At 74.3% G+C, this 22,867-nt stretch carries 24 protein-coding genes; 14 read left to right on the plus strand and 10 right to left on the minus strand.

What is annotated here, in order from left to right:
- Positions 1-99 precede the first annotated feature (99 nt).
- Positions 100-1,869, plus strand: coding sequence for a subtype B tannase (locus IE316_RS12360; RefSeq protein ID WP_190204300.1), 1,770 nt, complete (start codon positions 100-102; stop codon positions 1,867-1,869).
- 298 nt (positions 1,870-2,167) lie between these two features.
- Positions 2,168-3,835, plus strand: coding sequence for a prenyltransferase/squalene oxidase repeat-containing protein (locus IE316_RS12365; RefSeq protein ID WP_190204301.1), 1,668 nt, complete (start codon positions 2,168-2,170; stop codon positions 3,833-3,835).
- Here IE316_RS12365 and IE316_RS12370 read toward each other — a convergent pair.
- The 4 genes from IE316_RS12370 to IE316_RS12385 all read right to left on the minus strand — a co-directional run bounded on the left by IE316_RS12370 (position 3,813) and on the right by IE316_RS12385 (position 6,500).
- Complete coding sequence (locus tag IE316_RS12370; protein ID WP_190204302.1) at positions 3,813-4,133, minus strand: WhiB family transcriptional regulator; 321 nt, start codon at positions 4,131-4,133, stop codon at positions 3,813-3,815. The two genes, IE316_RS12365 and IE316_RS12370, sit on opposite strands and share 23 nt — an antisense overlap.
- Positions 4,134-4,250: 117 nt before the next feature.
- Positions 4,251-4,808 (minus strand): CGNR zinc finger domain-containing protein, encoded by a 558-nt coding sequence (locus IE316_RS12375; protein ID WP_190204303.1) that lies wholly within the window; start codon positions 4,806-4,808, stop codon positions 4,251-4,253.
- Between the two features lie 4 nt (positions 4,809-4,812).
- On the minus strand, positions 4,813-6,036 hold the full coding sequence (locus tag IE316_RS12380) for a MalY/PatB family protein (protein WP_190204304.1): 1,224 nt from the start codon (positions 6,034-6,036) through the stop codon (positions 4,813-4,815).
- Positions 6,033-6,500 (minus strand): DinB family protein, encoded by a 468-nt coding sequence (locus tag IE316_RS12385; protein ID WP_190204305.1) that lies wholly within the window; start codon positions 6,498-6,500, stop codon positions 6,033-6,035. The genes IE316_RS12380 and IE316_RS12385 overlap by 4 nt, the downstream gene beginning before the upstream one ends.
- Before the next feature lie 297 nt (positions 6,501-6,797).
- Here IE316_RS12385 and IE316_RS12390 point away from each other — a divergent pair, with 297 nt between their 5' ends.
- Positions 6,798-7,130, plus strand: coding sequence for a DUF3140 domain-containing protein (locus IE316_RS12390; RefSeq protein ID WP_190204306.1), 333 nt, complete (start codon positions 6,798-6,800; stop codon positions 7,128-7,130).
- Positions 7,131-7,306: 176 nt separating this feature from the next.
- Positions 7,307-7,801: a hypothetical protein gene (locus tag IE316_RS12395; RefSeq protein ID WP_190204307.1), complete on the plus strand. Its 495-nt coding sequence runs from the start codon at positions 7,307-7,309 to the stop codon at positions 7,799-7,801.
- A gap of 29 nt (positions 7,802-7,830) precedes the next feature.
- Here IE316_RS12395 and IE316_RS12400 read toward each other — a convergent pair whose 3' ends face one another.
- The gene (locus IE316_RS12400) at positions 7,831-8,442 is read right to left on the minus strand and encodes a TetR/AcrR family transcriptional regulator (protein WP_190204308.1); all 612 of its coding nucleotides are present in this window, start codon (positions 8,440-8,442) and stop codon (positions 7,831-7,833) included.
- A gap of 103 nt (positions 8,443-8,545) precedes the next feature.
- On the opposite strand from IE316_RS12400, the gene IE316_RS12405 reads away from it, so the two are divergent.
- Entirely contained in the window at positions 8,546-9,376 is an 831-nt protein-coding gene (locus IE316_RS12405; RefSeq protein WP_190204309.1) for an SDR family oxidoreductase, read from the plus strand.
- Positions 9,377-9,380: 4 nt separating this feature from the next.
- Here the strand turns inward: IE316_RS12405 and IE316_RS12410 are convergent, their stop codons facing one another.
- From IE316_RS12410 to IE316_RS12420, 3 genes are all read right to left on the minus strand, one after another.
- Complete coding sequence (locus IE316_RS12410; protein WP_190204310.1) at positions 9,381-10,220, minus strand: SDR family NAD(P)-dependent oxidoreductase; 840 nt, start codon at positions 10,218-10,220, stop codon at positions 9,381-9,383.
- Positions 10,221-10,388: 168 nt separating this feature from the next.
- On the minus strand, positions 10,389-11,000 hold the full coding sequence (locus IE316_RS12415; protein WP_190204311.1) for a TOPRIM nucleotidyl transferase/hydrolase domain-containing protein: 612 nt from the start codon (positions 10,998-11,000) through the stop codon (positions 10,389-10,391).
- A gap of 53 nt (positions 11,001-11,053) precedes the next feature.
- Positions 11,054-11,680, minus strand: a complete 627-nt coding sequence (locus tag IE316_RS12420; protein ID WP_190204312.1) for a TetR-like C-terminal domain-containing protein — start codon at positions 11,678-11,680, stop codon at positions 11,054-11,056.
- A 166-nt stretch (positions 11,681-11,846) separates the two neighbouring features.
- Here IE316_RS12420 and IE316_RS12425 point away from each other — a divergent pair, with 166 nt between their 5' ends.
- Positions 11,847-12,593 (plus strand): SDR family oxidoreductase, encoded by a 747-nt coding sequence (locus IE316_RS12425; protein ID WP_190204313.1) that lies wholly within the window; start codon positions 11,847-11,849, stop codon positions 12,591-12,593.
- A gap of 61 nt (positions 12,594-12,654) precedes the next feature.
- Here the strand turns inward: IE316_RS12425 and IE316_RS12430 are convergent, their stop codons facing one another.
- Complete coding sequence (locus IE316_RS12430) at positions 12,655-13,731, minus strand: NADH:flavin oxidoreductase/NADH oxidase (RefSeq protein WP_190204314.1); 1,077 nt, start codon at positions 13,729-13,731, stop codon at positions 12,655-12,657.
- Positions 13,732-13,980: 249 nt separating this feature from the next.
- On the opposite strand from IE316_RS12430, the gene IE316_RS12435 reads away from it, so the two are divergent.
- From IE316_RS12435 to IE316_RS12445, 3 genes are all read left to right on the plus strand, one after another.
- A complete protein-coding gene (locus IE316_RS12435; RefSeq protein WP_190204315.1) occupies positions 13,981-14,988 on the plus strand; it encodes an aminoglycoside phosphotransferase family protein in 1,008 nt (335 codons plus the stop codon).
- A gap of 201 nt (positions 14,989-15,189) precedes the next feature.
- A complete protein-coding gene (locus IE316_RS12440) occupies positions 15,190-15,825 on the plus strand; it encodes a class I SAM-dependent methyltransferase (protein ID WP_190204316.1) in 636 nt (211 codons plus the stop codon).
- A gap of 72 nt (positions 15,826-15,897) precedes the next feature.
- Positions 15,898-17,577: a RecQ family ATP-dependent DNA helicase gene (locus IE316_RS12445; RefSeq protein ID WP_190204317.1), complete on the plus strand. Its 1,680-nt coding sequence runs from the start codon at positions 15,898-15,900 to the stop codon at positions 17,575-17,577.
- Between the two features lie 4 nt (positions 17,578-17,581).
- On the opposite strand, the gene IE316_RS12450 is transcribed toward IE316_RS12445, so the two are convergent.
- Positions 17,582-18,757: an amidohydrolase gene (locus IE316_RS12450; protein WP_190204318.1), complete on the minus strand. Its 1,176-nt coding sequence runs from the start codon at positions 18,755-18,757 to the stop codon at positions 17,582-17,584.
- A 278-nt stretch (positions 18,758-19,035) separates the two neighbouring features.
- Here IE316_RS12450 and IE316_RS12455 point away from each other — a divergent pair, with 278 nt between their 5' ends.
- The 5 genes from IE316_RS12455 to IE316_RS12475 are packed head-to-tail and all read left to right on the plus strand — an operon-like array spanning position 19,036 to position 22,846.
- Positions 19,036-19,224, plus strand: a complete 189-nt coding sequence (locus tag IE316_RS12455) for a hypothetical protein (protein ID WP_190204319.1) — start codon at positions 19,036-19,038, stop codon at positions 19,222-19,224.
- Between the two features lie 22 nt (positions 19,225-19,246).
- Positions 19,247-19,939, plus strand: coding sequence for a hypothetical protein (locus tag IE316_RS12460; protein ID WP_190204320.1), 693 nt, complete (start codon positions 19,247-19,249; stop codon positions 19,937-19,939).
- Positions 19,936-20,856: a DUF6895 family protein gene (locus IE316_RS12465; RefSeq protein WP_190204321.1), complete on the plus strand. Its 921-nt coding sequence runs from the start codon at positions 19,936-19,938 to the stop codon at positions 20,854-20,856. The genes IE316_RS12460 and IE316_RS12465 overlap by 4 nt, the downstream gene beginning before the upstream one ends.
- Entirely contained in the window at positions 20,853-21,773 is a 921-nt protein-coding gene (locus IE316_RS12470; RefSeq protein ID WP_190204322.1) for a DUF6895 family protein, read from the plus strand. The genes IE316_RS12465 and IE316_RS12470 overlap by 4 nt, the downstream gene beginning before the upstream one ends.
- A complete protein-coding gene (locus IE316_RS12475) occupies positions 21,770-22,846 on the plus strand; it encodes a serine hydrolase domain-containing protein (RefSeq protein ID WP_190204323.1) in 1,077 nt (358 codons plus the stop codon). The genes IE316_RS12470 and IE316_RS12475 overlap by 4 nt, the downstream gene beginning before the upstream one ends.
- Positions 22,847-22,867 lie beyond the last annotated feature (21 nt).

Raw genomic sequence — 22,867 nt, forward strand, 5'->3', positions numbered from 1 at the left:
GCGATAATGCTAGGCATATTGTTAACAATCTTATAGCGTGCGTCACGCCTTGACCCCGAGGCATCCGCGCAGCACCTGGTGCTCGATGAGGGGAGACCCATGCAGAGGTTCACCACGTCCCGCGGACGAGACGCACTCGCCCACCCGCCGAGCGTGCGGGCGGACCGCCCCACGCCCCGCACACGCCGCCTGAGCAGGGCGGCGCTCGCGGGTGCCCTCGTCCTCACGTCCGTCGCCGTACCGGCCTCCGTCGCGGCGGCCGCCCCCGCGCAGAGCCGTGGCCACGCCGCGGACCCCCAGGACGCGGCGCTCGCCTTCGACTCCTCCGCCTACACGACGATCACCGTCACCGTCGACGGCCGTCCCTTGTCCGTACGCTGGTACAAGGAGATCTGCTACGTCGCGGACCCCGTCGCCGCCGCGGCACAGCAGCCCGGTGGTCCCGCCGGGGGCAGCACCACCATCCCCAACACCGCTTGCGGCTACCAGAGCATGAACGTGTTCGTCCCCGAGAGCGCCATCGGCGACCAGCGGGCGCCCGTCTACTTCGCCGTGAACAACAGCGGCTGGATGGCCAGTTACGTACGGGCGAGCGTGACCGCCGACGCCTCCTACCGCAGTGCGACGAGCAACGTCGGCGCCGCCCTGAAGGCGGGATACGTCTTCGTCGACGTCGCCGGCCGCAGCCGCGGACTGGTCGGCGCCGACGGCTCGTCCCCCGGCAAGGCACCCGCGGCCGTCACCGACGCCAAGGCGGCCGTGCGCTACCTGCGTCTGAACGACGCCGCGATGCCCGGCAGCGCGGAGCGGATCGTCGTCAACGGCACCAGCGGCGGCGGCGCACTGGCGTCCATCCTGGGCGCTTCCGGCAACAGCGCCGAGTACGCCCCGTACCTCGCCGCGGTCGGCGCCGCCGGTGTCGACGCCGAGAGGCGCAGCACCCTGCGCGACGACGTCTTCGCCGTCAACGCCTACTGCCCCATCACCGACCTCGGCAACGCCGACATCGCCTACGAGTGGCTGTACAACGTCCTCGGCACCCGCGCCACCACCGGGCAGAACCCCTCTCCCGAGGGAGCCGCGGAGATGGCGGCCCGGTTCGCGGCGTACGAGAAGAGCCTCGGACTGCGCAACCCCGACGGCTCCCGGCTCACCGCCGCCACCATGCTCGACACCATCCAGCAGGAGGTCGTCCGCTCCGCCGAGACCTACCTGAAGGCCGATCCCGCCCACACCGTCCCGCCGCTGGGCGGCACCTTCCAGATCACGGCGGGCGGTACCACCACGTCGTACGTCAACGACTGGATCGACGTCGACACCGCCACCCGCACGGTGCGCTCGGTCGACATGGCGAGGTACCTCGCCTTCGTCGCCACCCAGGCCGCCCTCAAGACGACCCCCGCCTTCGACGCCGTGGGCGTCGACGGGAACACCACCAGCCGCACCGAGACCAACCTCTTCGGCCCGCCGACGCAGACGTACCTCAACTACACCGAGTTCGGCTGGAACCACAACGACGTGCCCGGCGACGGCAGCGGTGCGGACGACACCGGGCTGACCTGGAAGCAGTACACCGCGCGGCACAGCACCACCGTCGACGACCAGATCCACCTCATCAACCCGATGGACTTCATCGGCACCAAGGCCGACACGGCGCCGAACTGGTACGTCCGCCACGGCACCCGCGACCGCGACACCGCCTTCACCGTCTCGGTCAATCTCGACCGCGCGCTCGCCGCTGACAAGCAGGTCGAGGATCTGGACTACCGGCTCGCCTGGAACCAGCCGCACGCCGGGAACTACGACGTGCCCGAGGCCATGGCCTGGATCGCCAGGATCGTTCAGAAGGCCGGCGACCCGCTCGCCTGACGGACCGGACCGCCACCGGAAGGCCGCAGGCCGGCGGGGTCGGCCGGCCGATGCGGAGGCCCCTGTCGGCTCAAGCTGTCGGTGACACCGAGCAGCCGAGTGCGGAGGTCGTCGGGGGCGGTTGTGCGCGCGGCCACCAGGCCGGCGCACGAAAGGGCGGTTCTGGGGGTCTGCATCGCGGCGGGCCGTGCGCGCGGGGTGAACCGACTCGGGTGCGGCAACGTTCCAGCGCAGGACAGGACGTGCAACCGGTGGTCGATCCTGCCGGGCACCGATGCAGAAGGAGGACGACAGTCCGGTGAACGCCCCTTCCGTGTTCCCGCTCCACGATCTTGCCGACCTCGACGCGTCCATCGCGAGGGCGGTCGAGGGTCTGTTCGCCTACCAGGGGCAGAACGGCGCGTTCGCTCCCTCCGACACCCGCTACTCACCGGCGCACAGCGCCCTCGCCCTCATCGCCCTGCATCTGACCTCGCCCGAGGACGCGGACGGGCTGATCACGCGGGGGATCGCCCAGCTCTGCCGGACCCAGCGCTTCGACGGCGGGTGGTCCCCGCACCGGTTCGGTTCGGAGCCGCTGGCCACCGCCCTGGCCGTCGATGCGCTGCGGCTGATCGCGCCCGAGCGCGCGGCCTCCGCCATCGAGGCGGCCAGGATCCTCATCGACCGGATCGGTCATGCCCAGGAGCACGCCGACGCGGCGCCGGCCGGGGGCTACGAACGTCTGCTCTTCAGCCCCACGGCGGCGTTGCGGCAGGACGTGGCGTTGCGTCTGCCGCTGTCGCCCGGCCGGGCGAGGAGACAGTTGAGCCTGCAGTGGCCGGCCGTGGCCAGTCTGACGCTGCGCGGCAGACGGCAGGAGTCCGCGGGCGATCCGGTGGGCCGGGCGGTCAGGGCCCGGACCCGGGCCTCCGCGCTGTCACTGATCCGGCAGTTGTACGAGCACGAAGGCGGCACCGGCGGTTTCGCGGCGGATCCCATGCTCACCGGTTACATCTGCATTGGCCTGGGCCTGTCCGGGCTGGGCCCCGACATCGCACGCGCGGCGGCCGCCTGGCTGAAGGCGGCCGGCGGTGAGTCGGGGCAGTGGGCCCAGGCGCCCCTGCACGTGCGCTGGACCAGCCTCGCCGGTTCGGCGCTCGCGGAGGCGGGGCTGGCCTCCGACACCCGGCTGGCCGGCACGGCCCACGTGCTGGCGCGGGCACAGCACCAGGCCGACTTCGCGCCGCTGGGCGTTCCCGCCGGGGGGTGGAGCGCCTCGGGCGGTCCGGGCTGGGCGACGACGCTGGACACGGCCGAGGCGGTGTCCGCCCTGGCGGCACTGACCGCGACCGACCGCACGGCGGTGATCCGCGAGGGCGTGCGGTGGCTGACGGACCAGCAGGACGCGGCCGGGTCGTGGAGCTACGCCGTACGGGACACCTTGCCGGGCGCCTACGGACCCTGCGCCCACCTGACGGCCACGGCGGTCCGGGCACTGATCGACGCGGGCACGCCCGCCGACGACAAGCACGTCAAGAAGGCCCTGCACTGGCTCGCCCGGCGGCAGGACGCCTCCGGGTACTTCACGGCGATGTGGTTCCGGGGCCACACCATCGCCACCGCCGCGGTCGTCGAGACGTACTGCCGCATCGGCGACGGGGAACACGCGGTGGCCGCCCGCGCCCGGGACTGGCTGCTGCGCACCCAGCGGCGGGACGGTTCGTGGAGCGCCGGGCAGAGCGTCGGGGTCAGCTCGGTCGAGGAGACGGCCTCCGCGCTGCGCGCCCTCGTGGCCACCGGCCTGACCGGGTACGCCCCGCCCGTCGCCCGCGCCGTGGGGTGGCTGATCGCCCGGCAACGCACCAACGGCACCTGGCCCGGGGAGCCCGTCAACGAACACGTACGCCTGCAGCACCGCTACGCGGACGACCTGGTGGCCACCGCGCTGGCACTGCGGGCCCTCAGCGCCGTGCGCGGGAGATGAGGGACGACGGGCGACAGTTGCCCCCGGACCGGCCGCTCTCGCACGGCGTCGACGGGACCGGCGGGTGGTGGCCGTTGCGCCAGACCGTACCGGCCGCGATCCCCGTGAAGTCCGCCAGTCCGTGGATGTACGAGAAGCAGTCCGCGAGCACCGGGCAGGTACGGCAGACCGCCTTCGCCGTCTTCTCGGTGGCCACGTCGTCGAAGATGCCGGGGTCCACGACGTGGCGGCACGCGGCGTCCTCCATCCAGGTGTGGGACGTACGCGTCTCATCGAGCCGTACCTGCTCGCAGTCCATGATCACTTCCCGTGCCGTCGAGAACCCCGTGCTTCGCCTGGCTCAACGACCGCCCGGCGGCTCGGGTTCACCCCACGGCACACAGCCGTCCCGGCGGCCGTCACCCGCCGGGGCCGCTCACCGGGCTGCCTGCTGCCGCTTGCGGTACGTGGCCACCTTGTGCCGGTTGCCGCACTCGGCCATGCCGCACCAGCGCCGGGTGGCGGACCGCGACAGGTCCACGAAGAGGCGGGTGCAGTCCTCGTTGGAGCACTCCCGGACGCGAGCGAAGTCGGCACCGCCCAGCAGGTCCACCGCGTCCCGGGCCACCGCCCCGAGCACCTCGTCGACGTCCCCGGTACGAGTCAGGTGCCCCTGCTCGTCGAGCTGGTGCCTCGGCAACGGCAGCCGGGCCGCCTCGTTCACCACGGCCAGGGCGTCCCGTACCTCGCTGTCCGCGTCCGGGGCCAGGGGCCAGGAGCGGACCAGCGTGTAGACGGCCTCCCGCAGGCGGCACGTCCTCGTCAGGGCCCGTGCGTCCAGCGGGCCGGGCGCGTCGAGCAGTGCCGCCTGCCGGATCCAGCGCCGCAGATCGTCGGGGGAGCGCAGCAGTTCGGTGCGCCGGCTCCGCCGCCAGAGCAGGGTCCCCGCGAGGTCCAGGGACAGGCGCCCGCTGACGAAGACGAAGTCATCCACCCCCTCATGGTGCCATCCGGTCCCCGGCACCCGCGCCACCCCTCCTGCCACCCAGCGCCTCGACGACCCGGGTCAGGATCTCGTCGAGTATCTCCTGCGAGGTGGCGAAGTTCAGCCGCAGGAACCCGTCGGCGTCCTCGCCGAACGGGGCCCCGCCGTCGAGCAGGACCCGGCCCTCCCTGAGCACCTTCTCCACCGGCGGCTCGTCCAGCCCGAGCGGCCGGGTGTCCAGCCACGCCAGGTAAGTGGCCTCCGGCAGGTGGTGGCGGACCAGCGGCAGCCGCTCGCGCAGCACCGCGTGGACCCGTCGGCGGTTGCGGTCCAGGACCGTCAGCAGGTCGCGCTGCCAGGCGTCACCGTGCTCCCAGGCGGCCAGCGTGGCGGTGACACCGAGCGGCGAGACGGTGCCGTACAGGTCGGGCGGCTGTGCGTCGCGCAGTGCGAGGAGGCGGTCGGGGCCGTAGTGCGTCAGGGCGCAACGGATGGCGGCCAGGTTGAACGCCTTGGTCGCGGAGGTCAGGGTCACCGTGCGCCGCGCGGCGTCGTCGGACAGGCTCGCGAAGGGAACATGCCGATGAGGGGCGTGGGCCAGCTCGGCGTGGATCTCGTCACTGATGACGAGGAGGTCGTGCCGTCGCGCGATCACCGCGATGTCACCGAGCTCGTCACGCGTCAGGACGCGACCGGTGGGGTTGTGCGGATTGACCAGGAGGAGCGCCTTGCAGCCGAACCGTTTCACCGCGGTGTCCACAGCGGCGGGATCCATCTGCCAGTTGTGGTCGGTGTCCCGCATCGGGAGGGGGACGATCCGGCGGTTCATCGTTCGCAGCGTCGCCAGGAACGGCGGATAGTTGGGCGTCTGCACCGCCACCGCGTCCCCGTCGGACGTGGCAAGGTGGAGGACGAGTTGCAGGCACTGGATCAGGTCGGTCTGCTCGCGCACCCGGTGCGCCGACGCGGACCATCCGTGGCGTTCGGCCATCCGTTTGGCGAAGGCCGGCCGCAGCGGGCTGCCGTTCGGCCAGTCCGGATACCCGAGGTCGAGGTCGTCGATCGCCTGACGCAACGCGGCCGCCACCGGCGGCGGGGTGGGGAAGTCCATGTCGGCCACCCACGCCGGCAACACATCCCGCCCGGCACGGCGCCACTTGACGCCGCCGCGGGCGCGCAGCCGCTCCAGATCGAGGTCGTCGAAGCCGGGAAATCCCTGAGCCTGTGCGGTCCTCATGCCGCGACCCCCGCCCGCAGAAGGTCCCGGGTGATCTGCACCTGACCGTGATGCTGGGCCAGTTCCTCCAGTACGTGGAGCTGGACGCCCCGCACGCTCAAGGGGCGGTCCGGTCCCTCGAAGTCGGCGGGGGCGGCGTTGCGCGGTGCGTCCGCCGACGCCGCCCGGCGGAGGTCCGCCCGCAGGCGCACGAACAGCGCGTCCACCTCTTCGCGCAGGCGTCGCACATCCCCTGCCGCCCTGAACTCGGCGGGCCGATCACGGTCGACGTGCCGTCCGGCGACCACATGGCCGAGCCAGTAGTCCGCCACACCGACGCAGTGGTACGCGATGGCGTAGGGGGAGTTGGCGTCCGGCAGCGGCGGCGCGGTATTGGCGAGGTCGTCACCCAGCTCCACCAGCGCGTCGAGCATCCCGTCGAAGGCGCGGCGGAGGAAGTACAGGTACTCGTCGTGATCGTGCACGGTGCCTCCTTGTCGGTCGAAGCATGAGGATCATCAGGATCATCAAGACGACGACACCTGTCAAGGCGGTGTCTTCACGAGGTGGCAGAGGTAAGTGCATGGAATAAATACGGCAAAGCGGGCTCCACGGGCGAAGAAAGTAACTGCCTTAGCTGGTGTTGTCGAGGGTAGGAGCCCGAGGGATCGCAACCGACTTCGTCCCCGGGCGAGTCGGTCCGAGCTGCGACCCGAGGGTGCGGGCCGCACCCTGGACGGGCAGGGCCCGACCGGCAGCGGGAGACCAAGGAGTGACGCCACATGCGGGACGACGAGCGGAAAGAGACCTGGGACGCGTTCCGTGACGCGGTGAACATGACGCCGGGGGAGCTGGAGAAGTGGCTGGACTCGGAGCGATCGCAGGCGGCCGGGCAGCACAAGGACGGGGGCGAGTCCACGGGGCATGCCTCCGGTCGCCGCATCCTGGACATCCTGCGGACCAAGAAGGGCGACCTCTCGGACGAGGACTACCAGCACATGCGCAAGGTGGTCGGCTACGTCCAGCGGCATCTCGCGCAGCGGCCCTCCGGTGACGTACGGGACACCCGGTGGCGGGATTCGCTGATGAACTGGGGACACGACCCGCTGAAGTGACCCGAGCCGCGCCCGCCCCGGCGTCGTCCGGCCGGCGGCGGCGCTTTGTGGGCCTGATGTGCGCAGCCCTATGATCAGCCGCTGTTCGTCATCCAGCGGCTGGAGGAACCGTCCGTGGGCCATTCCCTGGAGTCCGATCCGGTGCCGGGCGCGGAGCGGCGGCGAGGTCCGTCCGCGTGGGCGGCGTGATGAGCGGCGAGGAGTGCGGCCGTACCGGCATGCGGCGCGCGCTGCTCGTACCGCTGGTGGCGGTGGCCCTGGCCGGCTGCTCCCTCCTCGGCCGGGACGCCACCCCGTGCGGGCAGGCCGACGCGGACTCGCGGGTGTCCGCGGTGTGGCGGTCCGCCGACTTCGGCGGACCGGACGCGGTGACGGTCCGGCTCTGCGTGGACGACACCTGCGAGGCGCGGTCGTCCGGCGATCCGGGCGATCCGTTCACCTCGCTGGCGGTCCGGCTCCCCGACGACGTGGGTGCGGTCGCCGTGCCGGTTCGGCTCACCGTGACCTCCGCGCGCGGCGGTGACACGGTCGTCGAGGACAGCGTCCGGGCCGAGTTGACCGAGCAGCACCCCAACGGGCGCACCTGCCCGCCCACCGCGTGGACGGCGACGTTCCGCGCCCACCCCGAGAAGGGCCTGACCTCACCGGAGGGACTGGCGCTGCAGGACTGAGCCTCTGCTCCGGGCGGCCGGTGGCGGGGTCACCCGCGACCGGCCAGCCCCCCGGCGGCGGCGAGTGTGCGGGCGGCCTCCATGACGGTCCGGCGGCGGCGGTCGAGGGCGGCCCGCTCGGTCTCCTCGTCCAGCACCAGGCGGCACATCCGCGGCACCGCGAAGTTCCAGGCGATCAGCCCCATGACGGTGAACAGCAGGTCCTGCGCGGCGCGCACGCGCGTCTCCTCCGGCAGTTGCCGGGCCGCGTCGCCGCCCGTGAGCCGCTCCACCTTCCGGCGGAAGGCGTCGCGGCGCTCCCGCTCGCTCTCGGCGTCCTCCTCGACCGCCTCCAGCGCGTCCCACAGCAGCAGCCTGATCAGCTCCGGGTGCTCCTGGTACCAGTCGAAGAGCTGTCCGACCGACTCGGCCACCGCGTCGGGATCGACGCGGATGGCGGCGCCGGCCTCCTCCAGCTTCGCCCGCAGTACGGCGGCGAACAGCTTCTCCTTGCTGCCGTAGTAGAGGTAGATGGCCTGCTTGTTCGCCCTGGCGGCCGTCGCGATCCGCTCGACCCTGGCCCCCGCGAGGCCGTGCTCGGCGAACTCGGCGGCAGCGGCGGCGAAGATCCGCCGCCTGGTGTCCTCCGCGTCATAAGCCATGGCCGAATTAAACCATCCGGTTGACTCCGCGTCCCCCGGGCGGCAGCATCCTCCTCGGATGTAAAACAACCAGATGGTTTAGTCAGCGAGAGGCTGCCCGCGCATGAGCACTCCGACTTCCTCACCCGCGTCCTCACCCGCCCCCGAGCCCGCCCCCGTGCCGGTCCGCAACCCACTGCCCGGCGGCCTGGCCGGCGCGACCGCCGTCCTCGTCGGCGGCACCTCCGGTATCGGGCTGGCGACGGGTGTGCTGCTGCGCTCGGTCGGCGCCCGCGTCGTGCTGGTCGGCCGCGACGCCGACCGGCTCAAGGCCGCCGTCTCCCGGGTGCGCGGTGCGGGCCCGGACGAGGACGCCGACGACGCCGTACTGGGCGTCGCGGGCGACGGCGCCGACGACCGGACCCTCGCCGAGGCGTTCGACCGCGCCGGTCAGGTCGACCACGTCCTCGTCACCGCGGGCGGCATCGGAGGCGTCGGCCCGGTGACCGGCCTGACGGCCGACGACCTCGGCGCGGCCTTCGACTCCCGGCTCCGCGGGGCCTTCGCCGCCGCCCGCACGGTGGCGACCCGGCTCCCGGCGGGCGGCTCCCTCACCTTCAGCTCCGGCATCCTCGTCGTCCGCCCCCGGGCCGGGATGAGCGCCCCGCTGACGGCCGCCGGTGCCGTGGAGATCCTCACCCGGGCCCTCGCCGTGGAACTCGCCCCCGCCCGGCTGCGGGTGAACACCGTCCGGTTCGGCCGGATCGACACCCCGCTGCTGCGCTCGCAGCCGGGGCTGGACTCCGACGCCGCCGTCGCCGCCGCGGGCGCCTCCGCGCCCCTCGGCCGCTTCGGCACCGCCGAGGAGGCCGCCGCCTCGGTCCTGTTCCTCATGGCCAACCCTTACGTCACCGGCCAGGTCGTCACCGTCGACGGCGGCGAGACCCTCGTCTGACCCCTCAGGCGGCGTCCTCGTGGGCGGTGGCGGCCGACTTCTCGCGCCACGGTTCGAGGTCGTCGTGGATCTGCCGCAGCTTGACCTCCAGGCGCTCCAGGGTGTCGCGGCCGAGGTAGAGATGGGTGGGCAGCCGGTCGGTGTTGGTGACCTCGACGATCAGGGCGGCGCCCTTCACCGGGTCGCCGAGCTGGGCGTGGTTGGTCTGGCCGGCCCAGTCCAGGGTCGCGTGGGCGGGTGTGCCGTCGTAGTCGGCGATCCGGCGGGCGGCCACCGACAGGGAGCTGGCGTCGAGGAAGTCGGTGCGGAAGACGCCGGGTTCGACCACCATCGACTGGATGCCGAACGGGGCCAGCTCCACCGACAGGGCCTCGCTGATGCCGGCGACCGCGAACTTGGACGCCGCGTACAGCCCGACACCGGGCTCGCCCTCGAAGCCGGCGCGGGAGCCGATGTGCACCAGCTTGCCGGCGCCCTGCCGGCGCATGACGGGCAGTACGGCACGGGTGACGTTGATCAGCCCGAAGACGTTCAGGTCGAACAGCGAGCGGGCCTCGGCGTCGGAGACCTCCTCCAGGGCGCCCAGCAGCCCGCGGCCCGCGTTGTTGACCAGGACGTCGATGCCGCCGAAGCGGTCCACGGCGGCCTGCACGGCGTCGGGGATGCCGCCGGTGTCGGTGACGTCCAGGGCGACGGGCAGGACGGCGTCGGAGTCCCTGAGGTCGTCCGGCACCCGCCGCGGGTCACGGACGGCGACGACGACCTCGTTGCCGTCCTTGAGCGCGGCGCGGGCGATCTCCGCGCCGATGCCGCGGGAGGCGCCGGTGATGAACCACGTAGCCATGGGAGTTCCTCTTTCGTCGCGTTGCGTGCCCCGTCGCCGCGGGGCCTCTCCTCCTGACGTGTTCGAGTCTGCGGACGGCGGCGCCGCCGATGAAGGCCGAGCCGTTCCTGGGTGCACCGCTCCCAGGAACGGCTCCTTCCGCGCCCGGGCGCCCGCCCGCCGTGTCGGTCAGAGGGCCGCGAGCAGGCCGTCGAGCGGGGCCGGGACGCGGGCCGTGTCGAGGGACTCGGCGAGCAGCCGCCCGTAGCGGATCTTGCGGCCCTTCCTGGTGCCGAGGAAGCGCCGCAACTGCCGCTCGCGGGACCGGCCGTGCTGTGCGGGCTGGCTCAGGAAGGTCTGCCAGGGGCGCAGCTCGCCCTCGGCCCGGATGATCTCCTCGACCACCTCGGTGCCCAGCGCCCGGATCAGCTCGTCCTCCAGGTCGGACACGCATACGAAGAACCCGTCCCGGGGCGCCCGCGCCCGCTCCAGCGCGCGGTCGTAGAAGGGCCGTTCGCGCTCGTCGCACAGGCCCGTCAGGCGCAGCCCGAGGCCGGCCGGGCCGAGCAGGGCGGTGTACCGGCCGACGCTCATCGCGCCGCCCATCGGCAGCACGCACACGCCCTCGGCGGCCAGGTCCCGGCCCCGCCGGGCGGCCAGCGCCTCGACGGCCGCGAGGTCGCTCGGCCCCTCCAGCAGCACCACCGTCCGCACCCCCGGTGCCAGTTCACGCGCCGGTGCGCCGGAACCGCCGGCCGCCCAGTCGCCGACCGCACTCCGGAACGCCCGCATGTCCGCCATGCGGCGAGTCTGCACCCTCGCCGGCGGCCCGGCACGGGAATTTCCGCCGCCGGTCAGGTCCCGTCCGGGGCGATGCCGGTGAGCAGGTTGGCGAGCAGGCGGTCGGTGAATTCCCGGTCCAGGGGCAGGCCCGCCGGCAGCAGCAGCCGGTGGTAGCAGGCGCCCCAGAGCTGGTCGACGACCGTCTCCAGGTCGACGCCGGCCCGGATCTGCCCCAGCTCACGGGCGCGCGCCAGCCGCTCCACCGCGAGCCCGCGCCGCTTGCGCACGTACTGCTCGGACAGTGCCGCCGCCAGGCCGGGATCGCTCTGCGCGGCCCCCACGATCCCGGCGAGCACGGGCCCGTGCCGCTCCACCAGGTCGACGAAGGCGTGGAGCTGCTCGGTCAGGTCGCGCCGGATGTCACCGGTGTCCGGGAAGGCGAGCGTCCGCTCGAACACGCTGAAGTACGCCTCGAAGGCCAGGCTCCCCGGCGACGGCCACCACTTGTAGAGGGTCATCTTGCTGACGCCGGCCCGCGCGGCCACCTTGGCGAAGGTCACGCCCGGCATCCCGTCCGCCAGCAGCAGCTCGGCCGCCGCGGCCAGGGCGGCCCGGCGGACGTCGTCGGCGGGACGGCGGCCCCGGCCGGGCTTGAGCGTGGGCGCCGCGGGCGCCGCGGGCACGTCGCTGGACTCCATGGCCGTACTCCTCCTCCGGCGACTTCGGCCGCACTCGTCGTACTCGTCGCACTGGTTCGGACGAACTATGTGGACAGACAGTCTACATACGAGTTAATGTACTAGCAGTCCATATAAGCGCGGCGGAGCGGCCGTCGTCGCACCGCCGGAAGGAAAGAGGGCCGTCATGACCACCACACAGCGGACACCGGAGCGGGTCGCCGTCGTCACCGGGGGATCGGGCGGGATCGGCGGCGCGGTGGCCCGCCGGCTCGCCGCCGCGGGCACGGCGGTCGTCGTGCACTACTCCGGCGGCCGGGCGCGGGCCGACGAGGTGGTGGAGCGGATCACCGCAGAGGGCGGCACCGCCGTCGCGGCACGGGCCGACCTCGCGGACGCCGACGAGGCGGCCGCGCTCTTCGCCGCCGCCGAGGAACACTTCGGCGGTGTCGACGTGGTCGTCAACACCGCCGGAATCATGCTGCTCGCCCCGCTGGCCGAGATGGACCTGGACGACTTCGACCGGATGCACCGGATCAACGTCCGGGGCACCTTCGTCGTCTCCCGGTTGGCCGCCCGCACCCTGCGGCCGGGCGGCGCGCTGATCAACTTCTCCACCTCGGTGACCCGGCTCCAGCAGCCCACGTACGCCGCCTACGCCGCGACCAAGGGGGCGGTGGAGGCGATGACCCTGATCCTCGCCCGGGAGCTGCGCGGCCGGGACATCACCGTCAACGCGGTGGCGCCCGGCCCGACGGCCACGCCGCTGTTCCTGGACGGCAAGAGCGAGCAGACGGTCGAGCGGCTGGCCGCCGCCGCGCCGCTGGAGCGGCTCGGCACCCCGGACGACATCGCGGAGACGGTCGCCTTCCTGGCCGGTCCGGGGCGCTGGATCAACGGCCAGGTGCTGTACGCCAACGGCGGCATCGCCTGAGCCCGGGCGCCGGCGCGGCACCCGGGCTCGGCCCCGGCCGGGTGTCCGGCCGGGCGGTGGCTCAGGGGCGCCAGCCGTACTGCGGCGGGATCCGCACGTCGGCACCCAGTTCGCGGGCGGCGCGGCGGGCCCAGGTGGGCTCGCGCAGGAGCTGCCGGCCGATCAGCACCGCGTCGGCCTCGCCGTTGGCGAGGATCTTCGCGGCCTGCTCCGGGTCGGTGATCTCGCCGACCGCCGCCACCGGCATCTCCGTCTCGCGCCGGACCCGCTCGGCGAACGGCACCTGGTAGTTCGGGCCGACCGGGATGCTCACCCCGGCCGCGTTGCCGCCGGTGGAGATGTCCATCAGGTCCACGCCGTGCTCGGTCAGCACCCGGGCCAGGGCGACCGTGTCGTCCGGCGTCCAGCCGCCCTGCTCCAGCCAGTCGGTGGCGGAGACCCGGAAGAACAGCGGGAGCTCGTCGGGCCACTCCTCGCGTACGGCGTCCACCACCTCGACGGCCAGCCGGATCCGGTTCTCGAAGGAACCGCCGTAGGCGTCGGTGCGGGTGTTGCTGTGCGGGGAGAGGAAGTTGCCGATCAGGTAACCGTGGGCGCCGTGGATCTCGACGACCTGGAACCCGGCCTTGAGCGCCAGTCGCGTGGAGACGCGGAACCGCTCCACGACCTCGCCGATCTCCTCGACGGTCAGCTCGCGCGGCACCTTCAGCCCCGGGTAGGCGACGGCACTGGGGCCGACCGGCTCCCAGCCGTGCTCCTCGGGACCGACCGGGCGGTCCCCGTCCCACGGGCGGCTGGTCGACGCCTTGCGGCCGGCGTGGCCGAGCTGGATGCCGGGGACGGTGCCCTGCTCCTTGAGGAACGAGGTGATCCGGCTCAGGCCCTCGGCCTGGGCGTCGTTCCACAGCCCCAGGTCCTGGGGGGAGATCCGGCCCTCGGGCGCGACACCGGTCGCCTCCACGATGATCAGCCCGGTGCCGCCGGCCGCCCGCGCGCCGTAGTGCTGGAAGTGCCAGTCCGTCGGCACACCCTGCGCCGGCCCCTCGGGCGCGGCGGAGTACTGGCACATCGGGGGCATCCACACCCGGTTGGGCAGGGTCACGGACCGCAGGGTGTACGGCTCGAACAGGGCGCTCACAGAGGTCTCCCGTCGACGGAAAGGTCGGTCACGCCGGCCGCGCACGACACCGGACGCGACCGCCGCCTCGTACGATAACTCTCGTAATACGGCACCCGTCAAATTACGACACCCCTCGTACAAGCGGCCCCTCTCGCACGACCCGCCGAGCCGCCGAGCCGCCGGCCTCGGACCGGCCGCCGCCGGGGCCGGGCTCCCGCCCGGGAAACCGGCTGGAACCCCGGGCGGGAGCCGTGCTGGGATGACGGGATGACGGTGCACGACGTGTCCCCGGCCGTGGACCGGGGTTCCTACCCGCGGACGGTGACGCCCTGGGAGCGAGCCGACTGGCGGGCGGCGGCTTCGGACTGGGCGGAGCGGCGGCTCGCCGCGCGGGGACTGCGGGAGACCGGCCCGCGCAGTGTCCGGCTGCGGCCGTGGTCCGTGCTGGTGCGGCTGCCCGTCGAAGGGGGCGGTGCCGTCTGGTTCAAGGCCAACCCGCCCGCGAGCGCCTTCGAGGCCGGGCTCACCGCCGCCCTGTCCCGCTGGGTGCCGGAACACGTCCTGCGGCCGATCGCCGTCGACACCGCCCGGGGCTGGTCGCTGCTCCCCGACGGGGGCGCCCTCTTCCGCCACGTACTCGACCGCGGACCCGCCGACCCGCGCGCCTGGGAGGAGCCGCTGCGGCGGTACGCGGAGATGCAGCGCGCCCTGGTCCCGCGCGCCGACGCCATGGAACGGCTCGGCGTGCCGAGCGCGCGGACCGGCGCCCTGCCCGAGGCCGTCGACCGGATCGTCGCCGAGAACGCCGCCCTGCGGCCGGAGGACCGTGCGCGCCTGCGCGCGGTGCGCCCGCTCCTGGTGGACCGGTGCGCCGAACTGGCCGCCGCGGGCGTCCCGGACTCGCTCGACCATGCCGACCTGCACGACGGCCAGCTCTTCCGGCCCGCGCCGGGCCGCTACACCTTCTTCGACTGGGGCGACGCCGCCGTCTCCCACCCCTTCCTGAGCTTCCTGGTCCCGGCCCGCAAGGCCCGCGAGCGGTTCGGGCCCGGTGTCCTGCCGCGACTGCGGGACGCCTATCTCGAACCCTGGACGGGAGCCGGCCGGACGGCGGCGGACCTGCGCCGCGCGTTGGCCCTGGCCGAGCCGCTGGGTGCCGTCGGCCGCGCGGCCTCCTGGGGCCGGCTGTTCCCCGGCACCGGCACGGCCGGCACGGCGGCGGCCGGTGCGGATGCGCTGCGCGAACTCTGCGCCGCCCTCGAAACGGCCGCCTGACGGAACGGGAACGGCGACCGGGCCCGGGACGCCGTCCGGCGGAAGCGGCGGCTTGCCTCGCCGGGACGCCGATTTGCCGGATCGGCAAAGAAGCGTGCCGTTCCGGGGTGGTCGGGTGCAGGCTGCGGGGTGTGGAAGCGGGGATCGCCCGATGCCCGTTCCCTCACGTTCCGTCCCGTTCCGCCGTCGTCAGGAGGCAGCATGAGCCGTACGTCCTTGCCGGACCAGCCCGCCGAGTACTGGGAGGCCCGGTACCGCGACGCGGGGCGGGTGTGGAGCGGCCGCCCGAACGAGCTGCTGGTGCGCGAGGCGGCCGGCCTCGCCCCCGGCACCGCCCTGGACCTCGGCTGCGGGGAGGGCGGCGACGCGGTGTGGCTGGCCGGGCGGGGCTGGCGGGTCACCGGCGTCGACATCTCCGCCACCGCGCTGGAGCGCGCCGCCCGGCACGCCGCCGAGGCGGGCGTCGGCGACCGCGTCTCATGGGAGCGCCACGAACTGGGCGTGACCTTCCCCGAGGGCTCCTTCGACCTGGTCAGCGCGCACTACCTGCAGTCCCCGGTCGCCCTCGACCTGCGGCGGGTGCTGCGCCGGGCGGCCGACGCGGTCGCGGCCGGCGGCACCCTGCTGATCGTGCTGCACGCGGGCTGGCCGTCCTGGCAGACCCAGCCGCCGTTCGACGCGGAGTTCCCCACGCTGGACGGTGTCCTCGACGACCTCGGGCTCGCCGAGGGGGAGTGGACGGTGGAGACCCGGGAGACCGTCCGCCGGGCCTCCGCCGCCCCGGACGGCACGGCCGGGCACCGCGACGACCACGTGTGGCGGCTGCGCCGGGCGTAGCGGGCACCCGGCGACTGTGCCGGGCCGGGCCGGGTACTCAGCCCGCCCACCGTGCGACCAGGGAGCGGAGACATGACCGGAAACCACCGGACGGCGGACGACCCCGCCGGGCGTCTGCGGCGAACCGCCGCCGAGGTGTTCGGGTGGGAGCGGCTCACCGCCGAGCAGCTCCAGGCCATGGAGGCCGTGCTGGACGGCCGCGACACCCTCGTCGTGATGCCGACCGGGTCCGGCAAGTCGGCCGTCTACCAGGTCCCCGGGGTACTGCTGGACGGCCCGGTGGTCGTCGTGTCGCCGCTGCTGGCGCTCCAGCGCGACCAGATCGCCGGCCTGCCCGAGGGCGAGGACGCGCCCGGCGCCGTCGCCGTGAACTCCACCCTCACGGCGGCCGGCGCCGAGGCCGCGTGGGAGGCGGTGCGCTCGGGCGCGGCCCGGTTCCTGTACCTGTCGCCCGAACAACTGGCCAAGGACGAGGTGGTCGACGAGCTGGCCGCCGCCGCACCCGCCCTGTTCGTCGTGGACGAGGCCCAGTGCGTCGCCTCCTGGGGGCACGACTTCCGGCCCGACTACCTCCGCCTGGAACAGGCCGTACGCCGGGTCGGCCGCCCCCCGCTGCTCGCCCTGACCGCGACCGCCGCCCCGCCCGTCCGCGAGGAGATCGTCGCCCGCCTCGGCATGGACCGGCCCCGGCTGACCGTCACCAGCTTCGACCGGCCCAACATCCGGCTGGAGGCCCGCCGCTTCCTCGACGAGGACGACCGGCGCCGCGCGCTCGTCGAACGCGCCGCCGCCGAGCCCAAGCCCGGCATCGTCTACGCCGCCACCCGCAAGGAGACCGAGGAGTACGCCGAGCAGCTCGCCGCCCTCGGACTGACCGCCGTCGCCTACCACGCCGGGCTGCCCGGCGCCGAGCGCGCCCGGGTCCACGACGCCTTCCTCGCCGGCCGCACCGACGTGGTGGTGGCCACCTCGGCGTTCGGGATGGGCATCGACAAGGAGGACGTACGGTTCGTGCTGCACGCCTCGCTGCCGGGCTCACTGGACGCCTACTACCAAGAGATCGGCCGCTGCGGCCGGGACGGCGAACCGGCCCTCGCGGTGCTGCACCACCGCCCCGAGGACACCGGCATGCAGTACTGGTTCGCCGGCCGCACCCCGGGCCACGACACCCTCACCGAGGTCGCCGACGCCGTACGCGACCACGAGGACGACCCCGCCGACCTGGACGCGCTGCGCCGCGAGACCGGACTGTCCCGCAACCGCGTCACCACCGCCGTGAACCTGCTGGAGGAGGCCAGGGCCGTCGCCACCGGCGCGGACGGCGAGGTCCGCCCGGACCAGGACACCCCGCCGGAGGCCGCCGCGGAACGGGCCGAGGAGGCCGCCGAGGCGCACCGCGTCACCGACCGCACCCGGGTCGACATGGCCCGGGCCTACGCCGAGACCACCGGGTGCCGGCGCCGGTTCCTGCTGGGCTACTTCGGCGAGGAGTACGAGCCCCCGTGCGGCAACTGCGACGGCTGCGACGCCCGGGAGGACGAGGACGCGTCCCCGCGGGCCGAGCACCCCGCGGCCTCCGCCTATCCCGTGGGGGCCCGTGTGCGGCACCGCGAGTGGGGCGAGGGCATGGTGCTGAGCGAGGACGGCGACCGGATCACCGTCCAGTTCGAACGGGTCGGCTACCGCACGCTCTCCCTGGACGCGCTGGCCGAGCAGGACGACCTGCTCACCGTGGTCACCGAGGAGCCCTGACCCCTCAAGCCGCCCCGTGCCCCGCCCACGCCCGTGCGCGCAGGTCCGCGTGGAGCAGTACGTCCGCGGCGGTGCACGCCAGCGCCTGCGTCACGGCCGGCAGGACCGCGCGGGCCCGTTCCGAGGCGGCGGCCGCGGCGAACTCGGGGGTGTGGTCGGAGCCGTCCTCGTCCATGATCGCCACGAAGGGGTGGATCGCGGGCACCCGCGCGCTGACGTTGCCGATGTCCGAGGAGCCGAGATACACCCCCGGCGCGGGCGCCGTCAACGTGATGCCCGCCCGGGACAGGTGCGCGGCGAACCGGTCGGAGAGCACCGCGCTGTCCCGGAAGTGGTCGTAGCGGACCGTCGCCCGGGTCACCTCCGCCCGCGTCCCGGTCGCCCGCGCGACCCCCTCGGCACACTCCCGCAGGCGCCCGGTCAGCTCGTCCAGCGCCCCCGTGGTCGCCGCCCGCAGCCCGAACAGCCCCTCCGCGTACTCCGGCACGATGTTGGTGGCCGTCCCGCCGTGCGTGACGATGCCCTGCACGTGCGACGCATCCGGCAGCCTCCGCCCCAGCACGTTCAGCACGTTGAACAGCTCCACCAGGGCGGCGAGGGCGTCGACGCCCTCCGCCGGGTTGCCCGTCGGATGCGCGGCCCGCCCGTGGAAGGCCACCCGGTACTGCACCTGCGCGATCAGCGGCGCCCACCGCCAGTCGTGCACGCCCGGGTGGAACATCAGCGCCGCGTCCACCTCGTCGAAGACCCCGGCCTCCGCCTCGACCGCCTTGCCGCCGCCGCCCTCCTCGGCCGGTGTGCCCACCGCCAGGACGGCGCCCGGGGTGCCGTCCAGCACCTCGCGCAGGGCGAGGGCCGCGCCCAGGCCCGCCGCCGCGATGAGGTTGTGGCCGCAGGCGTGCCCGAGGCCCGGCAGGGCGTCGTACTCCAGCAGCAGGGCCACGGCGGGCCGCCCGGTGCCGGACCGCGCCACGAACGCCGTCTCCAGCCCGGCGACCGGGCGCCGCACGTCGAAGCCGGCGCGCTCCAGCTCCCCGGCGAGCAGCGCCGCCGCCCGGTGCTCGGCGAAGGCGTACTCGGGATCGGCGTGCAGGCGCGAGGCCACCTCCCACAGGGCGTCGGCCCGGCCCGCCACCTCGGTACGGAGCTGGTCGTGCACGTCCTGCGGGGTGCGGGTCACGGTGGCCTCCCGGTGTCGGATGCGTCCTCGTCCGGCCGTCGGACGAGCCTGGTCCGCCCCGGGTTCCACCACCGGGTGCGGGGACACCCGCCGGTCCCGGCGCCCCCAGGCACCGGACGCGGCCCCGCCGCCCACCGCCGCCCCACCCCCTGTCCGGTATGCCCGATTATGTTGAAAAACTTACCTTCAGAGAATTCTGAGAAGTTAGGCATGTTTTGTGACTGACCGGACACCTGTGTCGGTGAAGGCTACCGGCCAAATCAGAGGGAGATGGTGACATGCCTTCCAAGGAAACGGTCATGGAAGAAGTGGCCCGCATCCAGGACATCGACGTAGACGCGGCTCTCGACCCCGCCGAGGCGGAGGGCGTCTACCGCGACAGCCGGCAGTGCGCGGCACTGGCTCTGGCCGGCGGACAGGGCGGAGTCCTGCTGTCGCCGCCCACCCCGCGTCCGAAGAAGGGCTGACCGGCTCGACGGGAGCACCTGAATGGAACAGTCAGGCACTTCGACCCTGCTGAAGGGCGCGGTGCAGGACCTGGCTGCCGGCGTGGCCTCCGCTCTCCGGAGCGGGGGCCACGGTCCGGCCGGTGACCTGCCGTCGGCCGCGTTCGCGGCCGACGGCCTGGCGCCGGCCGCGGTACGGGTCCTCGGCGCCGACTACGTGCTGCCGCACGTGCTGCTCGGCACCCGCCCCGACCCCGCCGAACTCGCCCTGCTGCGGCGGGCGGTGGAGACCTACCCGCCCCGCGCGGACGCCGCCCCCACCGTGGCCTGGAGCCACTGGGCGATGACCCGCGCCCTGCGGCGACTGGCGCCCGGCGAGGCCGTACCGGCCCCCGAACCCGCCGCCGACTGGCTCGACACGGCCGACTGGCGGACCCTCACCCACCAGCTCGCGATCCTGGCCCCCCTCGCCCTGCCCGGCGAGGACAGCGCGGTGGGCCGCGCGGCCCGGCACCGGCCGGTCGACGTCGCCCGCGGCTTCGTCCGCGCGGTACGCCGCCGGGACTGGGCCCAGGCGGCCGGCGCGGCCCGCTGGCTGACCGTCCTGGACGGCGTCCCCGACACCCTCGGCCTGGACACCGGCCTGGACTTCGTGGAACTCATGGGCGGCGGCGACCCATTGGTCGACCTCCAGGTACGGGCCGCCCGCCATCTGCGCGTCGGGGCACTCGTGTGACCGCCGTCGGCGTCCGGGGCGTCCGGGAGGTGGCGGACGCGGCCCTGGACTGGATCTGGGCGCACCGCGGCGCGTTCGCGCTCGGCGAGGACGCGCTCGCCCTCCACGGCGAGGTCGACCGCACCTGGAAGCCGCTCGGCGAACTCGCCCAGGTCTGCGCCACCCTGACCCGGCGCACCGACCCGGCCGACCCGCTGCACGGCCGCGCCGCCGAGCTGCTCGCCTTCGCCTGGCGGGAGACCGACCTGGGCGAGCTGTTCCTGACCCTGCAACGCCAGGAACCCTTCGCCACCTACCCGTTGGAGGTCTACGCGGCCTTCGCCGCCGGCGGCCTGCGGCACCCCGGCTACGAGACGGCCGCGGCCACCGTGGCCCGTACCCGGGGCTGGCGGCGCACCGAACAGGACCCCACCCGGCGGCTCGGCGTGCTCTGCGCCGAACGGCACGGCGGCATCGCCCGGCCCGAACCGGCCACCGCGGTCCTGGACGGCACCTGGCTCGGCGGACTGCCCGAACCCTGGACCTTCGAACGGGCCTCCGGCTACGCGCTCACCCACGTCGTCTTCCACCTCACCGACTGGGGCCGCGCCGAAGAGGCCGGCGTCCCCGGCCGCCTCACCGCCTATCTGGCGCACTGGCTGCCGCCCTGGATCGACACCTGCCTGGAGGCCGGCCAGTGGGACCTGGCCTGCGAACTGCTCGCCGTCGCCGCGAGCGTCCCCGGCACCGCCGGCCCGCCGCTGCTCCAGGAGGCGTGGCGGCGCCTCGCGGCGGCCCAGCGGCCCTCGGGAGCACTGCCCGAGGAGGCGGCCTTCGAGGGCGAGGGGTTCGCGTACAGCTACCACTCGACCCTGATGGCCGTCTTCGCGGCGGCCCTCACCGACCACCGGTACGGCGGACAAGGAGTCCTCGGATGACCGCCACGCGCCTGATGCACACCGTCGGGACCCGCGCCATGGAGTGGCTGTGGGCGCACCGCGACGGCTTCCGGCTGGAGCCCGACGTGGACCCCGAGGTGGGGTTCCTGGAGCGCTTCAAGCCGGTCGGCGAACTGGCCATGATCTGCAAGGTGCTGTTCCGCGAGGGCGTGGCCGGCTCCCGGCAGGCCGACCTGGCCCGCAGGCTGCTGGACCACGCCTGGCGGGAGACCCTGGACGGCGGCCGGATGCTGGTCCTCGGCCAGCGCACCGAACCGATCTCACCGATCCCGTTCGAGGTGTACCTGGCGTTCAAGGAACTCGGCTACAGCCAGCCCGAGGTGGAACGCGCCGCCGCCCTCAACCACCGTCTGGAGAGCTGGGTCTCCTTCGAGGTGGCCCCCACCCGCAGACTGGGCCTCTCCGCGTTCCAGCGCCGCTTCGGCCTCACCCCCCGCCCGCCCGAGCCGGAGGCGTTCGCCGCCACCTGGCTGGCCCGCACCCCCGAACCCTGGACCGTCGAGGGCCACATCGCCTACGACGTCACCCACGCGGTGTTCCACCTCACCGACTGGGGCGAGCGCCCCGACGGGCTGCCGCCCCGGGTCGCCGACTACCTCGCCACCTGGCTGCCGGTCTGGATCGACGACTGGCTGGACCTGCGCCGCTGGGACCTGCTCGGCGAACTCCTCGTGGTGGACGCCTGCCTGCCCGAGCCCACCCTGGACCAGCGGGCCTGGGAGGGGTTCGCCGCCGCCCAGCAGCCCGACGGGGCCATGCCCGCCGTGCACGAGATGCCCGAGGGCGACCCGGACGAGGTGTTCGACGTGGTGTACCACCCGACGCTGGTGGCCGCGTACGCCTCCGTGCTGGCCACCTCGCGCTCCCTCACCGAGCTGGCGCACACGCCCTCATGAGCGGCGTCCTGCTGTGGCCCGGCGCCCCCGCCGGCGAACCCCGCGCCCCCGCACCCCAGGGTGCGGACCACGGTCCGGAGCCGGCCGAGCGGCTCGCCGCCGCCGTCGAGGCCGCCGACGCGCCCGACGCGGTCTTCGCCATGTCCCGCCACGGCCGCCGCGTCCTGTGCTCCGGCGGCACCGCCCCGCCCCCCGGCGCCGCCCGCGAGGACCTGCGCTACGAGATCGGGTCCGCCACCAAGACGTTCACCGGGCTGCTGCTGGCCCGGCTCATCCAGGACGGCGCGCTCACCGGCGGCGAACCCGCCGTCACCTGCCTGGACCCGGCCCGCGAGGCCGGGCCGCACCCGGTGACCCTGGCCCACCTGATCACCCACACCGCCGGACTGCCCGCCCTGCCGCCCGGCTTCCGCCGCCGCGCCCTGCCGGTCTGGAACACCAACCCCTACGGCCGCTACCCGGCCGGGCGGGTGGCCGACGCCTTCCTGCGGTACCGCCCCCGGCACCGCCCCGGCACCCGCTGGCACTACTCCAACTTCGGCGTCGCTGTCCTCGGCCACGCCGTGGCCGCCGTCACCGGCACCGCCTGGGAGGACCTGCTCACCGACCGCGTGCTGCGCCCGCTCGGCCTGCACGGCACCGGACTGCGCCCCGCGGACGCCGCGACGGACGCCGCCGGCCACGGCAAGGACGGCCGCACCCCCGTCCCCCCGTTCGACGCCGGCGGGTTCCAGGCGGCGGGGGCCGTCCGCGCCACCCCGCACGACCTGCTGACCTTCCTCGAAGCCCACCTCGACCCGGACGGCTCCCCGGCCGCCGCGGCGCTCCGGGCCGTCCAGGTGCCCGTACTGCGCCGGGGCCTGGACCACCGGCACGTGCACACGGTGGCCTGGTTCCGGCACCCCACCGACGGCGGGCCGCTGTACTTCCACTCCGGCGCCACCCTCGGCCAGCAGGCGTTCCTGGGCTTCCGCCCGGACACCGGCACCGCGCTCGCCGCCGTCTGCACCCGCCGCTTCCGCTCCCGCGACCCGTTCGTGGCCGCCGCCTACGCCCTCCTCGCCGAGGACTGACCCCGCTTTCCGGTGCGGGCC

The organism is Streptomyces fumanus (genome assembly GCF_014655295.1).
Classification (GTDB): domain Bacteria; phylum Actinomycetota; class Actinomycetes; order Streptomycetales; family Streptomycetaceae; genus Streptomyces; species Streptomyces fumanus.